This window comes from Streptomyces sp. NPDC048331, from assembly GCF_043201215.1.
Taxonomy (GTDB): Bacteria; Actinomycetota; Actinomycetes; order Streptomycetales; family Streptomycetaceae; genus Streptomyces.
Map to the genome: position 1 here is coordinate 1 of NZ_JBICYT010000019.1, position 18525 is coordinate 18525.

The 18525-nt window shown below is 71.2% G+C and carries 41 protein-coding genes; 38 read left to right on the forward strand and 3 right to left on the reverse strand.

The genetic code is table 11. The features are described 5' to 3' along the window. The first annotated feature begins 138 nt into the window (after positions 1-138). The 24 genes from ACGFYY_RS25105 to ACGFYY_RS25220 all read left to right on the forward strand — a co-directional run bounded on the left by ACGFYY_RS25105 (position 139) and on the right by ACGFYY_RS25220 (position 11591). Positions 139-849, forward strand: a complete 711-nt coding sequence (locus ACGFYY_RS25105) for a phosphoadenosine phosphosulfate reductase (RefSeq protein ID WP_393712866.1) — start codon at positions 139-141, stop codon at positions 847-849. Beyond that, positions 846-1436 (forward strand): hypothetical protein, encoded by a 591-nt coding sequence (locus tag ACGFYY_RS25110; RefSeq protein WP_393712567.1) that lies wholly within the window; start codon positions 846-848, stop codon positions 1434-1436. The genes ACGFYY_RS25105 and ACGFYY_RS25110 overlap by 4 nt, the downstream gene beginning before the upstream one ends. A 20-nt stretch (positions 1437-1456) precedes the next feature. Further along, positions 1457-1669 carry a WhiB family transcriptional regulator gene (locus ACGFYY_RS25115; RefSeq protein ID WP_393712869.1) on the forward strand — a complete coding sequence of 71 codons (213 nt, stop codon included), beginning with the start codon at positions 1457-1459 and terminating at the stop codon, positions 1667-1669. Further along, positions 1669-2358: a WhiB family transcriptional regulator gene (locus ACGFYY_RS25120; RefSeq protein WP_393712569.1), complete on the forward strand. Its 690-nt coding sequence runs from the start codon at positions 1669-1671 to the stop codon at positions 2356-2358. The genes ACGFYY_RS25115 and ACGFYY_RS25120 overlap by 1 nt, the downstream gene beginning before the upstream one ends. Beyond that, a complete protein-coding gene (locus ACGFYY_RS25125; RefSeq protein ID WP_393712571.1) occupies positions 2355-2579 on the forward strand; it encodes a hypothetical protein in 225 nt (74 codons plus the stop codon). The genes ACGFYY_RS25120 and ACGFYY_RS25125 overlap by 4 nt, the downstream gene beginning before the upstream one ends. Beyond that, on the forward strand, positions 2576-2893 hold the full coding sequence (locus ACGFYY_RS25130) for a hypothetical protein (RefSeq protein WP_393712573.1): 318 nt from the start codon (positions 2576-2578) through the stop codon (positions 2891-2893). Before ACGFYY_RS25125 ends, ACGFYY_RS25130 begins: the two co-directional genes overlap by 4 nt. After that, positions 2893-3186 carry a hypothetical protein gene (locus tag ACGFYY_RS25135; protein ID WP_393712575.1) on the forward strand — a complete coding sequence of 98 codons (294 nt, stop codon included), beginning with the start codon at positions 2893-2895 and terminating at the stop codon, positions 3184-3186. The genes ACGFYY_RS25130 and ACGFYY_RS25135 overlap by 1 nt, the downstream gene beginning before the upstream one ends. A gap of 11 nt (positions 3187-3197) precedes the next feature. After that, on the forward strand, positions 3198-5069 hold the full coding sequence (locus tag ACGFYY_RS25140) for an AAA family ATPase (protein WP_393712577.1): 1872 nt from the start codon (positions 3198-3200) through the stop codon (positions 5067-5069). A gap of 10 nt (positions 5070-5079) precedes the next feature. Further along, complete coding sequence (locus ACGFYY_RS25145) at positions 5080-6156, forward strand: DNA methyltransferase (protein WP_393712579.1); 1077 nt, start codon at positions 5080-5082, stop codon at positions 6154-6156. Between the two features lie 5 nt (positions 6157-6161). Next, positions 6162-6356 (forward strand): DNA methyltransferase, encoded by a 195-nt coding sequence (locus tag ACGFYY_RS25150; RefSeq protein ID WP_393712581.1) that lies wholly within the window; start codon positions 6162-6164, stop codon positions 6354-6356. 46 nt (positions 6357-6402) lie between these two features. Further along, positions 6403-7368: a DNA cytosine methyltransferase gene (locus ACGFYY_RS25155; protein ID WP_393712583.1), complete on the forward strand. Its 966-nt coding sequence runs from the start codon at positions 6403-6405 to the stop codon at positions 7366-7368. After that, on the forward strand, positions 7365-7544 hold the full coding sequence (locus ACGFYY_RS25160) for a hypothetical protein (protein ID WP_393712585.1): 180 nt from the start codon (positions 7365-7367) through the stop codon (positions 7542-7544). The genes ACGFYY_RS25155 and ACGFYY_RS25160 overlap by 4 nt, the downstream gene beginning before the upstream one ends. Before the next feature lie 75 nt (positions 7545-7619). Beyond that, a complete protein-coding gene (locus ACGFYY_RS25165; RefSeq protein ID WP_393712587.1) occupies positions 7620-7952 on the forward strand; it encodes a hypothetical protein in 333 nt (110 codons plus the stop codon). Positions 7953-8012: 60 nt separating this feature from the next. Then, positions 8013-8255, forward strand: a complete 243-nt coding sequence (locus tag ACGFYY_RS25170; RefSeq protein ID WP_393712589.1) for a hypothetical protein — start codon at positions 8013-8015, stop codon at positions 8253-8255. Next, positions 8252-8410 (forward strand): hypothetical protein, encoded by a 159-nt coding sequence (locus ACGFYY_RS25175; RefSeq protein ID WP_393712591.1) that lies wholly within the window; start codon positions 8252-8254, stop codon positions 8408-8410. Before ACGFYY_RS25170 ends, ACGFYY_RS25175 begins: the two co-directional genes overlap by 4 nt. Next, a complete protein-coding gene (locus ACGFYY_RS25180; protein ID WP_393712593.1) occupies positions 8404-8703 on the forward strand; it encodes a hypothetical protein in 300 nt (99 codons plus the stop codon). The genes ACGFYY_RS25175 and ACGFYY_RS25180 overlap by 7 nt, the downstream gene beginning before the upstream one ends. 187 nt (positions 8704-8890) lie before the next feature. Then, positions 8891-9085: a hypothetical protein gene (locus tag ACGFYY_RS25185; protein ID WP_393712595.1), complete on the forward strand. Its 195-nt coding sequence runs from the start codon at positions 8891-8893 to the stop codon at positions 9083-9085. Further along, positions 9082-9315: a hypothetical protein gene (locus ACGFYY_RS25190; protein WP_393712597.1), complete on the forward strand. Its 234-nt coding sequence runs from the start codon at positions 9082-9084 to the stop codon at positions 9313-9315. Before ACGFYY_RS25185 ends, ACGFYY_RS25190 begins: the two co-directional genes overlap by 4 nt. After that, complete coding sequence (locus ACGFYY_RS25195) at positions 9312-9668, forward strand: HIT family protein (RefSeq protein ID WP_393712599.1); 357 nt, start codon at positions 9312-9314, stop codon at positions 9666-9668. The genes ACGFYY_RS25190 and ACGFYY_RS25195 overlap by 4 nt, the downstream gene beginning before the upstream one ends. After that, entirely contained in the window at positions 9665-9829 is a 165-nt protein-coding gene (locus ACGFYY_RS25200) for a hypothetical protein (protein ID WP_393712601.1), read from the forward strand. The genes ACGFYY_RS25195 and ACGFYY_RS25200 overlap by 4 nt, the downstream gene beginning before the upstream one ends. After that, the gene (locus ACGFYY_RS25205) at positions 9826-10236 is read left to right on the forward strand and encodes a hypothetical protein (protein ID WP_393712603.1); all 411 of its coding nucleotides are present in this window, start codon (positions 9826-9828) and stop codon (positions 10234-10236) included. Before ACGFYY_RS25200 ends, ACGFYY_RS25205 begins: the two co-directional genes overlap by 4 nt. 91 nt (positions 10237-10327) lie before the next feature. Beyond that, the gene (locus ACGFYY_RS25210; protein WP_393712605.1) at positions 10328-10546 is read left to right on the forward strand and encodes a hypothetical protein; all 219 of its coding nucleotides are present in this window, start codon (positions 10328-10330) and stop codon (positions 10544-10546) included. A 2-nt stretch (positions 10547-10548) separates the two neighbouring features. Next, positions 10549-10797 (forward strand): hypothetical protein, encoded by a 249-nt coding sequence (locus ACGFYY_RS25215; protein WP_393712607.1) that lies wholly within the window; start codon positions 10549-10551, stop codon positions 10795-10797. A gap of 92 nt (positions 10798-10889) precedes the next feature. Further along, positions 10890-11591 carry a hypothetical protein gene (locus ACGFYY_RS25220; protein ID WP_393712609.1) on the forward strand — a complete coding sequence of 234 codons (702 nt, stop codon included), beginning with the start codon at positions 10890-10892 and terminating at the stop codon, positions 11589-11591. A 54-nt stretch (positions 11592-11645) separates the two neighbouring features. On the opposite strand, the gene ACGFYY_RS25225 is transcribed toward ACGFYY_RS25220, so the two are convergent. From ACGFYY_RS25225 to ACGFYY_RS25235, 3 genes are all read right to left on the reverse strand, one after another. Further along, positions 11646-11882 carry a hypothetical protein gene (locus tag ACGFYY_RS25225; RefSeq protein WP_393712611.1) on the reverse strand — a complete coding sequence of 79 codons (237 nt, stop codon included), beginning with the start codon at positions 11880-11882 and terminating at the stop codon, positions 11646-11648. Between the two features lie 176 nt (positions 11883-12058). After that, positions 12059-12286 carry a hypothetical protein gene (locus tag ACGFYY_RS25230; RefSeq protein WP_393712613.1) on the reverse strand — a complete coding sequence of 76 codons (228 nt, stop codon included), beginning with the start codon at positions 12284-12286 and terminating at the stop codon, positions 12059-12061. A 96-nt stretch (positions 12287-12382) separates the two neighbouring features. Continuing rightward, entirely contained in the window at positions 12383-12637 is a 255-nt protein-coding gene (locus ACGFYY_RS25235; RefSeq protein ID WP_393712615.1) for a hypothetical protein, read from the reverse strand. A 135-nt stretch (positions 12638-12772) separates the two neighbouring features. On the opposite strand from ACGFYY_RS25235, the gene ACGFYY_RS25240 reads away from it, so the two are divergent. From ACGFYY_RS25240 to ACGFYY_RS25305, 14 genes are all read left to right on the forward strand, one after another. Further along, the gene (locus ACGFYY_RS25240) at positions 12773-13156 is read left to right on the forward strand and encodes a hypothetical protein (RefSeq protein ID WP_393712617.1); all 384 of its coding nucleotides are present in this window, start codon (positions 12773-12775) and stop codon (positions 13154-13156) included. Then, positions 13153-13476: a hypothetical protein gene (locus ACGFYY_RS25245; protein ID WP_393712619.1), complete on the forward strand. Its 324-nt coding sequence runs from the start codon at positions 13153-13155 to the stop codon at positions 13474-13476. Before ACGFYY_RS25240 ends, ACGFYY_RS25245 begins: the two co-directional genes overlap by 4 nt. Next, the gene (locus ACGFYY_RS25250) at positions 13473-13625 is read left to right on the forward strand and encodes a hypothetical protein (RefSeq protein ID WP_393712621.1); all 153 of its coding nucleotides are present in this window, start codon (positions 13473-13475) and stop codon (positions 13623-13625) included. Before ACGFYY_RS25245 ends, ACGFYY_RS25250 begins: the two co-directional genes overlap by 4 nt. A gap of 18 nt (positions 13626-13643) precedes the next feature. After that, positions 13644-13865, forward strand: coding sequence for a hypothetical protein (locus tag ACGFYY_RS25255; protein ID WP_393712623.1), 222 nt, complete (start codon positions 13644-13646; stop codon positions 13863-13865). A 62-nt stretch (positions 13866-13927) separates the two neighbouring features. After that, on the forward strand, positions 13928-14965 hold the full coding sequence (locus tag ACGFYY_RS25260) for a hypothetical protein (RefSeq protein WP_393712625.1): 1038 nt from the start codon (positions 13928-13930) through the stop codon (positions 14963-14965). Beyond that, positions 14965-15138 (forward strand): hypothetical protein, encoded by a 174-nt coding sequence (locus ACGFYY_RS25265; protein ID WP_393712627.1) that lies wholly within the window; start codon positions 14965-14967, stop codon positions 15136-15138. The genes ACGFYY_RS25260 and ACGFYY_RS25265 overlap by 1 nt, the downstream gene beginning before the upstream one ends. Then, a complete protein-coding gene (locus tag ACGFYY_RS25270; protein ID WP_393712629.1) occupies positions 15135-15638 on the forward strand; it encodes a hypothetical protein in 504 nt (167 codons plus the stop codon). The genes ACGFYY_RS25265 and ACGFYY_RS25270 overlap by 4 nt, the downstream gene beginning before the upstream one ends. After that, positions 15635-16222: a hypothetical protein gene (locus tag ACGFYY_RS25275; protein ID WP_393712631.1), complete on the forward strand. Its 588-nt coding sequence runs from the start codon at positions 15635-15637 to the stop codon at positions 16220-16222. Before ACGFYY_RS25270 ends, ACGFYY_RS25275 begins: the two co-directional genes overlap by 4 nt. Positions 16223-16251: 29 nt before the next feature. After that, the gene (locus tag ACGFYY_RS25280; RefSeq protein WP_393712633.1) at positions 16252-16425 is read left to right on the forward strand and encodes a hypothetical protein; all 174 of its coding nucleotides are present in this window, start codon (positions 16252-16254) and stop codon (positions 16423-16425) included. 77 nt (positions 16426-16502) lie between these two features. Then, complete coding sequence (locus tag ACGFYY_RS25285; protein ID WP_393712635.1) at positions 16503-16640, forward strand: hypothetical protein; 138 nt, start codon at positions 16503-16505, stop codon at positions 16638-16640. A gap of 8 nt (positions 16641-16648) precedes the next feature. Then, positions 16649-16894: a hypothetical protein gene (locus tag ACGFYY_RS25290; RefSeq protein WP_393712637.1), complete on the forward strand. Its 246-nt coding sequence runs from the start codon at positions 16649-16651 to the stop codon at positions 16892-16894. Further along, complete coding sequence (locus ACGFYY_RS25295) at positions 16894-17172, forward strand: DUF6221 family protein (protein WP_393712639.1); 279 nt, start codon at positions 16894-16896, stop codon at positions 17170-17172. The genes ACGFYY_RS25290 and ACGFYY_RS25295 overlap by 1 nt, the downstream gene beginning before the upstream one ends. A gap of 196 nt (positions 17173-17368) precedes the next feature. Further along, complete coding sequence (locus tag ACGFYY_RS25300) at positions 17369-17821, forward strand: hypothetical protein (protein WP_393712641.1); 453 nt, start codon at positions 17369-17371, stop codon at positions 17819-17821. 200 nt (positions 17822-18021) lie between these two features. After that, entirely contained in the window at positions 18022-18525 is a 504-nt protein-coding gene (locus tag ACGFYY_RS25305) for a helix-turn-helix domain-containing protein (RefSeq protein WP_393712643.1), read from the forward strand.

Genomic DNA, 18525 nt, shown 5'->3' on the forward strand with positions numbered 1-18525 from the left:
AAAGGGGTGACGTCAGGGCAAACCAGCAGGTCGCAGGTCACAGCACAGTCGCCGGGAGCTCTCGCGCGGCAGGCAACCCGCAGGGAAAGGTGTCTCGTCCTGGCCGCGACCAGCCGGATCGACTTCCGCACGTTCCTCATGGCGAACGTGGGCGACGACTCCGAGAACCCGGCGACCATGCGCTACCTCGACGAGCACGACAAGCCGTATGCCGAGCGCCACGGAATCGAGCTGGTCGTCCTGGACCGCGTGAAGCGGGACGGCACCATCGAGACGCTGCACAAGCGCCTCACCCGCGAGGGATCCAGGTCCCTCCCGATCCCGGTGCGCATGTCCAACGGCGCCCCTGGCACCCGATCCTGCACCGCCGACTTCAAGATCAAAGTGATCGCCAAGGAGTTGAAGCGGCGCGGGGCCACGAAGGGCCAGCCGGCCACGATCGGCATCGGGATCAGCGTCGACGAAATCCATCGGGCGAACAACCGGCGCACCGAGCCGCACGAGGAGATCGTCTACCCGCTGCTCGACCTCGGGCTGAGGCGTACCGACTGCGTTCGGATCATCCGCGAAGCCGGTCTCCCCGTACCCCCCAAGAGCAGCTGCTACTTCTGTCCGTTCCACCGGCCGGAGACCTGGCACGACCAGCGCCGCGACGAGCCGGACCTGTTCGAGAAGTCCTGCCAGCTGGAAGAGCTGCTGAACGCGCGGCGGGACGAACTCGGCAAGGACCACGTCTACCTGACGCGCTTCGGGCGTCCCCTGCGCGAGGCCATCCCCGACGGCGTGGATCTCCTCCCCATCTTCGACGAGGCCGACGGCCTCTGTGACTCCGGATGGTGCATGACATGACCGCCACCGTGACCCCCGCGACCGGGATGCCGCTCACCCTCCCGGTCGCGGGCACCAATCCCCGTCAGCTCGTCGTCGGGCTCGACCTCAGCCTGACCTCCACCGGCATCGCCGGCGACGGCTGGACCGCCAACATCCGCACCAAGACCCGCGGCGACGCTCGGCTCCGCATCCTCCAGACCGCCATCGCCGACTACATCAAGCTCGCCGACCTCGTCGTCATGGAGGGCCCCTCCTACGGCCACGCCCACCTCGCCGGCCACGAGGACCTGGCCGGCCTGCGGGTCATCGTCCGCCTCTACTGCTACCGGCACCACATCCCCTACGCCGTGATGCCGCCCAGCTCCCTGAAGGTGTACGCCACCGGCAACGGCCGCGCGTCCAAAGGCGAGATCCGGTCCGCGATCGCCGACCGGTACGGGCACCTGACCGAGGGCACGGCCCGCTACGACGAGGCCGACGCCTACGCAGCGATGGCGGCCGGGCACGACTGGCTCGGCCACCCCCTGAAGTCGGTGCCCACCTCCCACCGGCGGGCGCTGGCTGGCTGCACGTGGCCCGAGCTGCTGTCCGGGGGTGCCCTGTGATCACCCCGCTGCCCGACTGGATGACCGACGGGCTGTGCGCCCAAACCGACCCCGAAGAGTTCTACCCGGAGAAGGGCGGATCGACCGTCGCCGCCAAGGCCACCTGCCTCGCCTGCGAAGTCCGCCCCGACTGCCTCGACTTCGCCCTCACCAACCGCGAGCAGTACGGCATCTGGGGCGGCACCTCAGAACGCGAACGCCGTCGGCTTCGATCCCGGAAGGAGGCAGCCTGATGAGCTACCACCTCGCCTACAACCCGCCCCGGTCTGAGACCTGGCGCGAGCAGGCCGCCTGCGCGGGCCGCTACGACGTCTTCTTTCCCAAGGACGAGACTGGCGACGAGTGCGACGAGGCCGCCAAGCGGATCTGCCGCACCTGCCCCGTCCACAACCCCTGTCTGGTCGGAGCGCTCGCCGACGAGGGAAAAGCGCCCGTATACGCCCGCGTTGGCGTCCGGGGCGGCCTCACCGCCCTGGAACGGGGCCGGGCCGCCGGAGTCGTGGCGGAGGCCGAGAATCCCGACTTCTACCCGGAACTGGATCGGGTGCTCCGGCTAGCAACGATGCGCGACGTCGAAATCGCCCAGTCCCTGGGGTTGTCCATCACCACCGTTCACCGGCGCCGGCACTTCCTCGGCCTGCCTACGGTCCGGCTGCGGGGCATCACTCCGCAGGAGGTGTACGCGTCCGGCGCCCGGCCGACCGAGGGCGGGCACGTCGAGTGGCAGTCCAACGCCGTGAACCCTGCCGTCAGCATCAACGGGCGGACCAAGCTGGTGGCCCGGTTCGCGTTCGAACTCGGTCATGGTCGCGAGCCGGTGGGCCCGGTCACGAGGGCCTGCGGCTACGACCGGTGCATCGCCTGGCAGCACCTCACCGACCGGGTGGTCCGCGAAGCGCGGGTCACCGCAGATGCCGCGTGACCACCCTCCGCATCACCGGCGGCCTGTTCATCGACATGGGCCAGCAGCTGAAATCCGGCCGCTGGGCCCACCCTCCCCGCGCTCGCTACGAGTGCATTCCCTGCCAGTACGTCTCCCCCGAAGTCACCGGCGCTGAAGCCGTCATCCGGTTCGTCGCCACCATCCGAGCCGACCACTACGCCAGCTCTCACACCGTCACCGAAGGAGCACAAGCCGCATGAGCACCCCCATCCGGATCGACGCCGACGTCAAGCTCGACTCGAAGATCCTCACCGACGTCGCCGAAGCCCTCGAACCCCACGCCGACCAGATGTTCAAGCAGCGCAAGGGCCGCTGGATCGCCGTCGTCGAGCTCGCCCACGTCGAGCGGACCGAGCCGGGCCCCGACGAGGAAAAGAACCCGACGGTGAAGCTGCGGGTCACCGACCTGGAGATCGCGGCGGGCGCCGTCTACGAGGACGAAGTCCGCAGGCTGATGCGGGAGCTGTACCAGCGGCGCACCGCCGACGGCACCCTTGACGAGCACGCGGCCTGATGACCGGGCCCGGCAGCGCGAGCAGCACCCGCTGTGTCCGCTGTCGGGCCCCCGTCCACCGCGAATGGGTCGGCCGGATCGCCGCCCTCCACGTGATCGCCGACCTCACGCCACTCACCCCGGCCGAGCAGACCGCGGTACGGGAACCGAACCGGCTGATCTGGTGCCTGCGCCAGGCCAGCCCGTACACCCCGGCCCACCTCGCCTGGACCGGCCGCGACCACCCCGCCGGTTGCCCGTTCGACCACGTCACTGAGCACCGCTGCACCGCCGAGCCGACCACCCTGTTCTGAGGAGACCCCGAGTGGAGAACGTCCGCCCCTTCCCGCACCAGCAGGCGGACGAGCGTGTGCCCCAGCAGAGCGACGCCGAGCTGTACGTCCTCGGCGACTGCATCCATGACGCGCGCTGGATCAAGAAGCTGCGCGAGATCATCAACCGCTCCGACTTCGTCCACCCCTCCCACGAGGTGGTCTGGGACGCGCTCGGCCGCCTCTACGACGCAGGCAACCCCACCACTCCCGCCGCGCTCCGCATCGAGTTGGACCGCTGCAAGGAACTCCAGCGCGCCGGTGGCCTCCCCTTCATCATCCAGCTCGCCGACTACGTCTCGGGAGACCCGACCTACTACGCCGAGAAGGTTCGCGCCGCTGCCGAGCTGCGCGCCGAGGCCGACCTCGGCCGGCGCATCGTCCAGCGCGCCACCGCCCCGGACGCCGAGCCCGGCGGCACCACCACCTTCATCGACGACTACCTCAAACGCCAGCAGGAACGCCAGGCCGGCCGCTCCGGCGATCCCGTCGATGCGCTCCTCGCCGAGCTCCTCGACACGAACGCCCTCGACCACATGCCCGCCCTGGAACCCCTCCTCGGCGACCTCCTGTTCCTCGACTCCCTCGCCCGGATCATCGGCCCGTCCGGGCACATGAAGTCGTTCGTCGTCATCGACATCGCCGGACACATCGCCACCGGCAAGAACTGGCACGGCCACTACGTCCGCCAGGGCACTGTCGTCTACCTCGTCGCCGAAGGCGCGGCAGGCATCCGGCAGCGCGTCCGGGCCTGGGAGAAGCACCACGGAATGAAGATGGACAACGTCCTCTTCCTGCCGCGCCCGATCCAGACCCGTGGCCCGGAGTGGGACGTGTGGATCGAGGCCATGCGCCGCCTGGCCCCCTCCCTGATCATCATCGACACCCAGGCCCGTGTGTCCGTCGGCGTCGAGGAGAACTCGAACACCGAGCTCGGGATCGTCGTGGAACGCCTGGACGACCTCCGCCGGGCCACCGGCGCCTGCGTCCTGCCGATCCACCACACCGGGCACATCGGCGAGCACGGCCGCGGCGCCTCCGCCGCCAAGGGCGCCCTGCAGTCCGAGATGCACGTCTCGAAGAAGGGCGACAGCGCCAAGAACATCATCGTGACGATGAAGGTCGGCAAGCAGAAGGACTCCGAGGAGGGCGCTGACCTCCAGTTCGCGTTGAAGGTGATCACCCTCGACGGCGAGAGGAAGCCCGACGGCCGGCCGGTCACCTCCGTCGTGCTGGAGTCCCTCGACGAGCGGCCCCGGCCGCTGGAGCCGGGCACGACGGAGTGGCTCGTGACGGTGCTCGACAAGGCGGACGTTCCACTGACGTGGGGCAGCCCGCGGGTCCACAAGTGGTGCACCGAGGCCGGGATCCAGATCCGCAAGGGGACGATCGAGGATGCCGTCCGTTTCCGGAAGCGCCGGAACAGCTTTGACGAGGTGCAGACCGGGACGGGGGATGTCATTTCGGGCGCCCATGTTGGGGCGTACGACGCAGAACCGGACACACCGGAACAGTTCCTGTCCGATTGTTCCCGGAATGCCCTCCCCCCGGACCTCCCCCGCGATCTTGAAAGCCCAACTCCCCCCGAAACCGGGGGGACCCCGGGGGAGTTCGACCAAAACCGCAGGTCAGACATCCCCCCAAACACGGGGGGAGGTCCGGGGGATGCCCCATCAAAACCTCCCTCCCCCCGCTCCCCCTCTAGGGAGGGGGGAGGTGTGGGGGAGGACGAGAAAAACGACACCCCCTCCACCCCCCACTGCACCATCTGCGGCCACCAACTCCACGGCTACCGACTCGACCGCGGATACGACACCTGCCTCAGCTGCGACCCCACCACCGGAAGCCACCCCGACGCCGCCTGAAAGGCACCCCATGACCGAGCCGCCGTACTACGACGACGGCGCCGCCCAACTCCTCCTCGGCGACGCCCACACCCAGCTGCGCACCCTGCCCAACAACAGCATCGACGCCGTCATCACCGACCCGCCCTACGAAATCGGCATCGCCGGCCAGACCTGGGACTCAACCGGCATCGCCTACTCCGCACCCATGTGGGCCGAGTGCCTCCGCGTCCTCAAGCCCGGCGGCCACCTGATCTCGTTCGGGGCGCCGCGGACCTACCACCGCATGGCCGTCGCCGTCGAAGACGGCGGGTTCCGGATCATCGACCAACTCGACTGGATCTACACCCACGGCAAGCCGAAAGGCGCCGACCTCGCCCGGGCCATCGACCGGCACCGCGACGACCGCGAGCAAGTACTCAAAGTCACCACCTGGTTCAAGGAAGCCCGTGACCAAGCAGGCTGGACGACCGCCCGCCTGAACGCCCTCTTCGGCTTCCACCGGGCAGGACAGGCCCACCACTGGACCACGCAGGGCGTCTCGGCGGCCATTCCCACCCCAGAGCAGTGGGCGCGCCTACAGGACGCCCTCGCCTTCGACGACTCCGACATCCGCCCCATCCTTACCGAGCTGTGGACCCGCAAGGGCACCGTCGGGGAGGCTTTCACCCAGCGCGAGATCATCAGCGAGCGGCAGGAACCCGCCCGCGCCGGCGGCTTGTACAAGGGCTACTCAGGACACCGAGTCAAATCCCGAGCAGCCTCCGAGGAAGCCCGCGGCTGGGAAGGCTGGAACACCGCCCTCCGGCCGGCACACGACCCGATCGTCCTCGCCCGCAAGTCCACCGGCTACGACTCCCTCGTCGGCGGACTCCTCCGGCACAGTGTCGGCGGCCTTAACACCGCAGCCTGCCCGGCATCCGGCGGCGGCTGGCCCACGAACATACTCCTCGGCCACGACTGCGACGGCCCCTGCGCTCCCAGCTGCCCGGTCCGAGAGGTCAACGCCGCACGGTCGACGTTTCCGATATTCCGACTGGGAAGCAAAACCCCAGCCACCGAGCGCATCGAAGTCGACGGCGTCAGCCACTCCACCCCCAAACGCTGACGCTGATGCGGTGGCTGGTCCGCCTCATCACCCCACCCCGCGGCCTCGTTCTCGATCCGTTCGCTGGCTCCGGCACCACCCTCCTCGCCGCCCTCGACGAAGGGATGCGCGCGATCGGCATCGAACAGCACGAGCCCTACGCCCGCATCACCACAGCCCGACTCTCAGGCCGGCAACCCAGCCTCTTCGACACCGCCTGACCGGCCACCCGGTTCCGGAGCGACCTCGCGCCCAGGAAGGACCCTCGTGCACTACTTGTTCACCGACCTGTTCGCCGGCCCCGGCGGCCTCGACCACGGCATCCACGCCGCCGGCCACCCGTCCGTCGGCATCGAGTGGGACACCAACGCCGTCGCCACCCGGCACGCCGCGGGCCTGGCCACCGTCCACGGCGACGTCCGCCAGTACGGCCCGGCCGACTTCCCCGACGCCAACGCGCTCGCCGGGGGCCCGCCGTGTCAGACGTTCTCCGGCGCCGGTCCCGGCAGCGGGCGCGCGCAGCTGAACCGGATCGTCGCCGCGGTCAAGCAGGCCGGTGTCGACGGGCAGGTACTGCCGCCGGCCGGGCTGGACAAGCGCACCAGCCTCGTGCTGGAGCCGCTGCGCTGGCTCCTGGAGGCAGAGCGACTCGGCCGCCGGTACGAGGCCGTCGTGCTGGAGCAGGTACCCGCGGTGGCCCCGGTCTGGGAGGCCTACGCCGAGGTGTTGGCCGGGCGCGGCTACTCCGTTGCCACCGGCGTGCTGCGCACCGAGCAGTACGGGCTGCCGCAGACCCGCCGCCGAGCCGTCCTGCTGGCCCGCTACGGGACTCCCGTCGCCCTGCCCGCCCCGACGCACCGTCCGTACCGTCGCGGCGTCCCACGCGCCGACGGAGACCCCGCGCTGCTGCCGTGGGTGTCGATGGCCGATGTCCTGCCCGACCGCGGCCCGTTCACCGTGATCTCCAACTACGGCACAGGCGGCGACCCCAAGGCGCGCGGCCGCCGGGACTGCGACGAGCCGGCGTTCACCGTCACCGGGAAGATCTCCCGGCTGCGGCTCGTCGACCCCGACGGGCGCGAACTCCCCCGGCTCACTGCGGCCGAGGCCTGTGTTCTCCAAGGCTTCCCCGCCGACTGGCCATGGTCCGGAGCCGATATCTCCCAGCAGATCGGCAACGCCTGCCCGCCCACCCTGGCCCGCGCGCTCGTCGAAGCGGTGGCCGCCGAATGAGCGCCGATAACTTCCCGGCCGTCAACTGCGACGGCCCCGACTGTACGAACGCCACGCACTCCCCGGCCGCCCGAACTGTCACCGACGTGCGCCGGATCCGGCGGCCCGACGGCTGGCACCAGCGCCCCGGCGGACGGGACCTGTGCCCCGACTGCTGGACGGCCGGCCATCGCTGACCCGCAACAGCACGGCCGCCCCGCGGGCAATGCGGGGCGGCCACCCACCAGCATCCACGACACCAGGAGCAGACCATGACCTACCCGCCGCCGGATGACCGCCTCCGCCACCTGCTCGCCCAGGAGATCAACCTCTCCGTCGACACCTGGAAGCTCGCCTTCTGGATCGCCGACGGCATCGTCAAGAACCCCGAAATCCGTGCCGAGCTGGACCGCCAGACCGAAGCCCATCACGGCGGGAAGCCCTGCGGCGACCGGCACTGCGCCCGCTGCTTCGAGACCGCGTTCTCTACCGGAGAGGCCCTGGCTGCCGCTGCCCGCTGCGTCCAGTACGTCGGCGAACACATCCGCTGCGACCGCTGCGCCAGGCCGCTGGAGGAGCACACTCCCGCCGCGCCGCCCGCCTGACCCCGCCCGCTGGACGGCCGGCCCCCACCCCGCACCCACCACCCCGAAAGGACCCGCGCCGTGACCAACACCCGCACCTGGACCCTCACCCCCCAGAACCTCCCCGAGATCGACGACGCCATCGACCGCGACGGCATCTACGCCAAGGGCTACTTCGAACTCGTCGGCCAGAAGACCACCTGCGTCGGCCTCCGCATCGGCTCCGGGCCCACCCGGCAGGTCGCCCGCTACGGCGACACCATCACCCGCCGCGCCGACCGCACGTGGACCGTCACGCCGGCCGCTGAGGGGGCCGGAGCATGAGCCAGCAGCCCGCACCCTCCGTAGCCGTCTACCTGGCCACGCCCTGCGACGCCTGCGACCACACCCTCAACTGGCACGACAACAAGACCGGGTGCACCGTCCCCCGCTGCGTCTGCGGCCGCTTCCAGATGCCCACCGAGGAGCAGTCGTGCTGACCCCGCTCCTCCTCGCCGTGGCGGCCGCCGCTGGCTACCTCGTCGGCCGCACCCGACCCGCGCGACGCCTCTCCGACTGGGCTGACCGCTTCCCCTGGCGCCGGCCTGGCTTCTCCCGCCGCGAGTGGCGGTGGTGGATGGCGCAGCCCGTGTACGCCTGCCAGATCGCCGTACTCCTCACCACCCGGCCTCGACAGACCGTCGAGGCGTGGCGGGAGTGGAGGACGCGCCATGACCCGCGCCCGCCCGTTCCCGTCCCCAAGCTGCGCGTCACCCCGTTGGACGAGCCGTGACCGTGTTCCTCCTCGCCTGCACCGGATGGGCGCTCACCGCAACAGCCGTGTGCGCCCTCCTCGCGGCCGGACGACGCCGCCGCGACCGCCAAGACGACGACGCCGCCCGCGCACTGCGAGCACGCCGTACAGCCCGCCCCGCGACCTCATGGGGCACAGATACCAACCGACGAAGGAAACACCGACGATGACCACCCTGCCCTGGACCCTCCGAACCCCCGGCCTCGTATACGCCGCCAGCGACGGAGACACCTTCACCGCCATCGACGTCATGGCCGTCACCGACCCCCGCGAGCGCGTCATCTGCCGCGCCCTCCTCCAGCACACCCTCGCCCTCCTCGACGCCGCCGAACCGTGCACCACGACCGGGAGCAGCCGATGACCCCCGCCGAGACCCTGATGGCCGCCGCCACCCTGCTGCGCAGAGCCATCACCCCCGACGGCGTAGGCGCCCCGCTCGCCACCCTCCTGGAACACAAGGCCCTCCAGGCCAACGAGATTGAGCAGCACCTCGGCGACCAGTTCCAGGACGGCGCCCTCGACCAGGACACCCACGACGCCCTTGCCGTGGCCCGGGAGATCCTCGGCCAGCCCGACAGGAACCAGACATGACCGACTGCCCGTTCTGCGAGATCATCGCCGGCCGTGCGCCCGCCACGATCGTCCGCGACTGGCCCGACGCGATCGCCATCGTTCCCCTCAACCCCGTGGTCGACGGCCACCTGCTGGTCATCCCCAAGGCTCACGTCGTCGACTTCACCGAGGAGGCCTACGTCTCCGCCGTGACCATGCTCTGCGCTGCCGAACTCGCCGAGGACAGCGGCCCCATGAACCTGATCACCAGCAAGGGCCGGGCCGCCACCCAGTCCGTGTTTCACCTCCACCTGCACCTCGTCCCCCGCGTCGAGAACGACGGGCTCGCACTGCCCTGGTACAGCGGGCGCACCCGCCGGGCCACGTCGTGACCGGCCACCTTCCGCCCTGCGCCTACCAGCCGGCCGCCTGCGGCTGGGACGACGAACCCGGCACCTGCCCCTGCTACGACGACACCGGCACGCCCACCGAATGGTGGGACGAACCCGCACCCCGACCCATCGACGACGTCCCCACCGGGAGCTACCTGTGACCGAACAACCCGCCCGGCACACTGTCGACACGATCACCAGCGACGCCCTCGATGCCCTGTACGAGATGCTCGACGCCGCGCAACAGACCGAGCTGGCCCGGCAGCTCGCCACTGCCGAAAGGGCGTTCTGCGCGGCCCACCTCCGCGCCACACGCCTCGGGAGCACCGTCTCCCGAATGCAGCGCGCCCAAGCCTCGACGATCCTCCAGGCCCGCCGCTGGGCCGCCCGCGCTCGCACTGCCGAAGCCGCACTCGGCCAGGTTCGAAACCTGCATAGCCCATCGTCATTTCCCAACCCCGATGCCCCCGGCGACATCACGTACTGCGTGGGCTGCGAGTACGCGACAGGCGCGCACCCCTGCAACACCCTCGCCGCCCTCGACGACCCGAAGGAGCCCACCCTGTGAGCCAGACCAGCGTCATCGTCATCTGCGTGACCGCCGTCCTGATCGCCCTGATCTGGGCCTCCACCAAGCAGCAGCCGAAGGGGAAGTAGCCATGGGCTGGGGATCCGCCTACCGCGTCTTCAACAACGTCGCCGACGGGTTCATCGAAGCCGGGGCCAGCGACGAGGTGAAGGAGAAGACCCTCACCAAGCTCATCGCCGACCTCCAGGCCGAGGACTGGGACACCGAACTCGACAGCCTCCAGGACTACCGCGACGACCCTGCGATCGTCCGCGCCTTCGCCGCCAACGACATCCACTGGGAGGACTGACCATGGCCCGCTCGATCGGCATGGCCGCCGACGCCACCGTGTTCCGCGCCGTCATCACCATCACCAACCGCGACGGCACCCAGACCACCAAACACGAAGGCCCCTACGGCTCCATCGGCGCCGCTCGCGCCCGCGTCAGCTTCTGGACCAACTATCTCGCCGAGCACGACGAGGAGACGTTCGAACCTACCGGCAAGAGCCGCGCCCACGGCTACGTCGAAGAGGGCTCCGTCACCTGGACGCCCGCCTGAGCATGCGCGAGGGGCGCGCCCACCGTCCGCCAAGACCGGGCACGCCCCCAGGTGCTGATCAAGATACCGGCCGACCAGCACCCGGAGCCACGATGAACACCAACACCACCCTCCGCACCCTCATCACCCTCTGGCCCGACCTCCACACCGCCCTCGGCGACCGCCCCATCCACGGCGCCTACGGCCTCGGCCTCCGCGCCTACCTCGCCGCCATCGACCACCACGACCCGGCCGAAGCCGCAGCACTCCGCGCCGAAGAACGCGACCCGTCACAGCTCGGCAACCGGCCCGTCCCCCTCAACCTCGCCATCTACGACACCATGCGCGCCATCGAAGCCGCCCTCGCCCACTGCGCTGAAGTCACCGCCGCCGCCGTACAGATCGAACCCGTGCCGCTCCCCGGCCCGGACTGGCCGGCCGCCGACCAGGCCCGCCGCACCGCGGTCTCCCGCGCCGACCTGGCCGACCGGCGGCGCTGGAGGTTCGGGCGGAGCACCCCGCCGGCGACGTTTACCGCGCTGTGGCTCCTCGCCCGCGTCGAGCGCCGGCCGGGCCCGTTCCGGGTTCTCACCGACGTCCAGGCCCGGTACGTTCGGGCGGTCGCCACCGAAGCCCTGGCCCGGGCGCAGGCCGCCCTCGACACCGACAGCAACCGCATGACCGAGTTGGGCGAGCAGCACCCGTGCGCCTGCGGTGGCCGGATCGAGGTGTACGGCGGGGCCGGGGCGACACCGTGCGCGCGCTGCACCGGCTGCGGGGCGTTGTGGACCGAGGCCGGGGTGATTGCGGCCTGAACCCGGCTGCGCCCCGCCCTCCGGCCGCTCCCCGGAAGGCGGGGCGTGGGCGGGTCAGCCCTCGTCCGGCTCGGCGTACACGTGCGGCCGTCCGCCCTGCCAGGCGATCACCTCCGAGTCACCCAGCACCAGCTCGTCGGGGTCGGGCAAGTCGATGCGCCGCAGGAACTCGATCAGGTCCCGGTCGCTGTAGGCGACGCCGAGGACGGTGTCGACCCCGCGAACCCGGATCACGACCCGCCGGCCGCCCGACGGGCTGATGCGGTGCACGAGGATCGGCGCATGGTCCATCCCACCAGCCTGCGGGCGGTCGGGCGAGGCGGCATCCCGAGCGGGTCCCCGGTTGCCGGTGGCCGCCGCTAGCCTGTTCGTATCCCATTCACGGGTTGAGGCGGGCTGCCTCGCACCTCGTTCCCGCCCTACCGGACCCCGGCCCCGGGGACAGCGACCGGTGGGGCGGCGGCGCGTCAGGCCTCGGCCGGCTCGCGGGCCGCGTTCTTGACGGCCACCTCGACCTTGTACCGGTCCTCCCCGGCCGCCTTCGCGTGCTCGGTCACCGCGGCCTGCACGGCTTCGGCCGCCTCCAGCCACGGCCGCCACGCCTCACGGCTGTACGGGCCGGCCAGCGACTGGACGCGGGCCGCGTTCGCGGCGCGCTGGAGGTCGATCAATTCGGGAGAGGGTTCGATAGCCACCGGCGGATCCTACGCGGCCGGACCCGGCTCGGCGCGCACCGCCACCGAGGACAGCACGGAGCCCCCGACCCGCGAAGGGCCGGGGGCTCAGGCGTGTCACTGGCCTGGTTGCTCCAGGTCGGTACGGCGCCCCTGCCTGATCGTGGCCTGCCGCTCGGCCCAGTAGCTGTCGAACCACGCCACCGGGTACTGCGGCCGGGACGATCCCGGCCGGAACTCGGGCGCGGGCCACCCCTCGGCCGGATCGGTGGCCAGCCGATGGATGAGCGTCCGGCTCCTCCCCACCCGCGCGGCCAGTTTCGGGATCGTCATCGTCTCCGGCTCCTCCCTCTCCTCCGGGGTTTCGGGCATGGGCCATCCTCTCAACGAGGTGTGGACATTGTCCACACTTCTCGCTACGGTCGAACCAGCAACACAGAACGGCCCCGGTCGGTGTGTGAGAGCCCGGCCGGGGCCAGCCGCCACCTGCCTGAACAGGGGACAGCTATGCCCAACCGTATCCGCCCGCTCCAGTGCCGCGACAGTGCCCGCACCCTCCTCGGCCAGCGCGCCCGCCGCGCCCTCGGCCTCACCTGGTCCAGGATCGACACCCACCTCGGCGAGACCGCCCTCCACATCAACGTCTGGTCCCCCCACGAACTCCAGGCCGTCTACGACCACCGCGGCGGCACCATCACCAGCCGCACCGTCCTGGAGCCCCGCTTCGACGGCACCGTCACCGAGATCACCCGGATCACCCTCACCGTCCGCGTCCCCAGCCTCGGTACCGTTACCGCCGCCTGCGACTGGGACCACAACGACCCCGACGAGGACGACGTGCGTCAGGTCCCGATCATCTGCGGTCTCCTCGACTCAGCCGGCACCCGGTGAGCGCCCAGCAGCAGGCCGAGGAAGGCCTCCGCCGGGCCGACGCCCACCCGGCCACCCTGCACACCCTCATGCATCGCATCGCCCAGTCGATCCGCACAACGACGCCCGAGGCCGTCTGCACCCTCGACGACCTCGACGACATCACCAGCTCCACGGCCTGGGCCCACCTCAAGCACACGAGCAGCACCGGACGCGTCAACCGGGCCCGACACAGCGCCCTCCACGCCGCGCTCGTCACCGCAATGCCCACCCCCCGCCACGGCGAGACCCGCGGCGAATACGTACTCCGCCTGGCCGCCGTTGCCGGGAGCCTGACGTGATCGACAAGCCCACCGTGCCCGCCGCGCCCGAACCGGACCGGACCCCGCGCGAGAACAGCATCCTCGCCGAGCCCGCCACCGTCGCCGCCTGCGCCCGCGACTACGCCGACGCCGCCGACATCCGCGCCTTACTCGCCAAACAGCACTGACCGCCAAGGAGCGCAGCCATGCCCCAACCCGGCACCCCCACCCACTTCGTTCTCGTCACCGCGCAGGCCACCATCCGCCAGGGGCTGAAGACCCAGACCTGGACCGCCACTCTGACCCCGCCCGCCGCGTGGACCCGCATGGACGCCTTCGACTGGGCCATGACCGAGTTCGTCCGCAGCAACCCGGACATGACAGACCACGCCGTCCTGTACTTCGCGTTCGAACGCAACGAGATCTGACCCCGCCCCGACCGGCCGGGCCCGCCTCGCGCGAGCCCGGCCCCGTCCGCCCCGGAGCACCCGTGAACAGCGACCGCCTGACCCGCGGCCAACAGTGGATCCTCGCCGCCACCGCCCTCCCCATGATCGGAGCAGGCATCGCCGGCGGCCTCGGCACCTACACCAACATCCGCGCCGAACTCGGCCGCTCCGAAACCGCCCTCGGCGTCGTCGCCGCCGGCGAAGGCGTCGCCCTGATCCTCGCGCTCCTCGTCGTCGGCCTCACCATGCTCGGCCAGGCCGTCCCCGCCGTCGTCCGCATCGGACTGTGGGCCGCCCCGGTCGCCGCATCCGCCACCGGGATCAGCGCCGCCGACAACCTCACCGAAGCCTCCGTGTACGCCGTCACCCCCATGGCCATGAGCGTCGCCGCCGAAGGGCTCGGGCTCCTGGCCCGCCGGATCGTCATCCACCGGACCGGAGTCGACGCCGAGGCGCTGCGCCGCAACGCCGACACCGTGCAGCGTCTCGCAACCCTGCGCGCGGTGGCCGCCAACCACCCCAGCGCGACGGTGCGGTGGATGGCCGAGCGTCGGGCCTGGCGCCTCATCCGCCGGGCCGGGGTGGGGGATGCGCAGCTTGGTACGCAGCTCGTCGGGGTGCAGCGCGACCGGTTGCAGTCGGGTGCGGATGCGGCCCTCGCCGTCATGCTCGGCGGCCCGGCTGCACTCGCACTCCCGCCGGTGCAGCCGCAGCCCGAGACTGCATTCGAGGCCGCAGCCGACGAGGCGGTCGCGGTCGCCACGCCACCCCGACTCGACCCTCCGCCCGTACAACCGCAGCCGCCCGCCACAGCCGCCCCACAGCCGAATGCAGCCGCATCCACCACAGGTCACACCCCGAATGCAGCCGGCTGCGCAGCCGTCTCGGATGCGCAGCCGGTCACCGCCATCCCCGACCCGGATGCGGATGCGCAGCTCCTCGTAGCCGCACTCGCAGTCAACGCAGCCGCACTCGCGGCCACCGGCCGGCCCGCATCCCTGCGCACACTCCAAACCGAGCTGCGCATCGGCCAGCGCCGCGCGCAACGCATCCAGCCGCAGCTTCCCCGGAGTGCCTGATGCAGCTCCTTGCCATCCTCCTGCTGCCGCTCGTCACCATCGCGGCCGCCCTCGTCCTCACCGCACTCGCGCCCCCGGCTGCACGCCACGCCTACACCGCGCCCGCCGTCGGGACCGTCGCCGGCGTCACCCTCGCCACCATCCTCGTCGCCGCCCTCTGGAGCCACCGATGATCACGCCCACGCTCGGCGCCGTCCTCTTCGGCCTGATCTTCCTCATCTGGGAGATCGCCGTCTGGTACCCCGGCGTCAAGACCCTCCAGTCGCGGCCGCTCCCTCAGCTCGGCGAGCTCCTCCCGTTCCTCATCTGCTGGTCCATCGGCGCCCTCACCGTCATGGTCGTCGGCGGCATCGTCGGCTGGGCCGGAGACACCGCCCTCTGGGGCCTCAACACCTTCGGCGACGGCCTGCTCATCTACGGCGTTGGCGCCCAGACCGGCACCGCACCCGGCTCGGCCGCAGCACCTCTCACCCAGGGCGGCCTATTCATGACCGCCCTCGTCCTCGCCGCGTTCATCGCCCGCCGCCGACGCGGAGCCACCGGTTCGAAGTGGCGTGGCTGGCTGTCCGGGATCGGCCTCGGTCTGACCAGCAGCATCGCCCGGTACGCGGCCGTCCCGCTCGCCTCCGGTGCGAACCTGGCCGGGGCCTGGCTCACCGGGATGATCTCGTGACCGCCGACGGGCAGCCCCCGACCGAGGCGCAGGGCGACGGCCGGGTCGCGGGCGGCTGCGTCCTCGCCGTCGCCCTCGCCGCAGGCGGCACGATCGCCTACGCCGTACCGGAGTCCGCCTACTTCGTGGCCGGCCTGCTGGCCACCCGCGCGGTCCACAAGGCCAAGGAGCTCGCGGCCCGGTTCCGCCGCCCTGATGGCGAGCCCGAGTCGGTGGAGGTGGACATCGTCGCCGCCCTCCAGGGCCTTGCCGCTGGCGGCGAGCACGTCCGCCTCACCCAGCTTCAGGAGGCCGCCGGGCTCCCGGACACCAAGGCCGTCCGTGCGCTCCTTGACGAGGCCGGCATCCCGGTCCGTACCGGGGTCCGCGCGGGCGGCAAGAACGGGCCCGGCGTCCATCACGACGATGTACCGCCCCTCTCGGCTTCCATCGTCGGTGCCCCTTCTGGGGGTTGTTTGTGCAGCTCAGCGGCCAACACCAACACCAACAACACGGCGCCCCCCGCCCCCCGAGAGGGGCTACGCGTAGAGCCCATCGGTCAGAGCGGCAGCGTCATCCGGGTCGCGGGCGAGCGTCGCGCGTAGACCGTCTGATCCACCACCAGGAGGAGCACATGGACCAGCAGCAGGCCATCGAAGAAGTCGCCCGCGCCCTTATCGAGCACGGCGGCCCGGACTGCCTCACCGACCCGCACATCGCCGTAGCCGCGATGGGCCGCGCGATCAGCCTCGGCGCCACGCACTCGGACATCGCGGCCGAGATGAAGCGCCAGCGCGCCGGCCGTTGAATCCGGGGCGGCCGCCATCCGCCAAGACACGGCCGCCCCGGACACCCCGTCACCTCACGAGAGACAGGACCGCCATCATGGCACTCCGCAAGACCATGCCCATGAAGCCCGAGACCCGACCCGACACCCGGCACGAAACGACCTACTCGGCGTCCCGCGGCGGGCACTACCCGACCCCGCCGAAGCCCACCCCGGGCGCCCGCAAGGAGGGATGATGGACGGCATGAGCATCTGGTCCAGCGTTCCCGGCCCCGACATCTACGCACTCGACGCCAGTAGCGAGGCCGCCAACTACCGCGCCGAGGGCGAGCCGATGACCGTGGTCGACGTCGCGACCACCACGTTCCACGACCGCATCCGGCTGGCGCTCTGGGACGGGCCCAATGCGGATGTGCTCCTCACCCGCGAGACAGCGCGAGCCCTACGCGACCGTCTCGATGTTGCGCTCGCCGAGCCGGAGGTGCGGTAGTGGACGACCTCGTGCAGTTCCTCCGCGCCCGCCTCGACGAGGGCAGGGCCAACGTGCAGTCGGCCATCGACACCTCGGAGCCGAACGTCGGCGACTGGGAACTGGCGGACCTCGACTCCAAACGCCAGATTGTCGACTACGTGGCGCGCGAGCTGGAGGACCACGGCGCGGACAACCCGTGGTGGTACGACGACAAGCTCCTCCCGATCCTCCGCCTGCTGGCCCTGCCGTACGCCGACCACCCCGGCTACCGCCCCGAGTGGCGGCCGACCGACTGAATCAAGCCAGCGCGAGGGGTGCCGTACCGGCCGCGCTAGGCGCAGCGGAGCGCAGTACCGCGAGGGGGCGCCCTAGAAGAGCCCCGCCGTCACGTCCCCCGTGCGGCGGGGCTCTTCCATGTCCACGGCCCGCCCCGGACGTCACAGGTCCGTCACAGCCACCCCGCTACAACCCCAACCCCGCCACCATGGCGCGATGCACCGACACCACACCACCGCCGCCCTCGCCACGGCCGCCGCGCTCCTCGCCCTCACCGCCTGCACCAATGCCAACAGCGACCCCAAGCCCGCTGAACCGGCCGCCAGCAGCAGCCCGACCGCGGCCGCCCCGAAGGCTGACCCGGCCCGCGCCGACCTGGAGAAGGCCGTACGCGCCTACTCCGCCGCCTACTTCAAGCCCGACGGCGCCGCCGCTTACACCGCCCTTTCCAAGCGCTGCGCCGCGAAGGCCGGGGACGCGGACATCTTCGCCGGAATCGTCGACACCGCAGCGAAGGCGTACGGCAAGCAAGAGATCCAGACGCTGGCTGTCGACCAGTTGGCCGGCGACATGGCCCGGGTGACCTACACCTACTCGGTGCCCAAGCTGAATCAGACCGGGCAGCCGTGGGCGCGGGAGGGCGGCGTCTGGAAGTATGACGGCTGCTGATTCTGCACCTAGTTGCAAAACCGGTCGTCGTCGGCGATCCTAGGGCCAGTCCCGGCGTGCCCGGACACAGAAACCCCCGCCAGCCCCGCCACCGCGCGGGGCTGACGCATTCCCAGACCCCCGCCGCCCGGCAGGCTTCCGCGCCCGAGGGCGCGCGGTCGAGCCACCGGGCGGCGGGCCCCACCCTCGGAGGTGACCTCATGGCCAAGGGAATCGACGGCAACGACATCCCGGTCACCGACGCCGAACGCGACCAGATCCGAGCCCTTCACGCCGACGGTGTAGGCCGCAACGAGATCGCCCGCCGGCTCGGCCGTGGCACCCGCACCATCAGCGTGCAGTGCGCCCGCATGAACCTTGTGTTCGACAACACCGCCACCGAGGCCGCCACCGCCGCCCGGAACGCACAGCTCGCCGAGAAGCGCAGCATCCTCGCCGACGCCCTCGTCGATGACGCCCTCCGCCTCACCGAGCAACTGTGGCAGCCCGCCAAGGTCTTTAACATCGGCGGCAAGGACAACACCTACACCGAGAAGGAAGTCCCCGAGCCGCCGGCCGCCGACAAGCGGGCGCTGATGACCGCCGCCACCGCGGCCGCCGCGCAGTCGCTGCGCCTCGTTCCGTCGGAGACCGAGACCGAGGGCATGGCCGCCGTCGACCAGTGGCTGAGGGGGATGATGGGCGGCACCCCGGCGCCGGAGTAG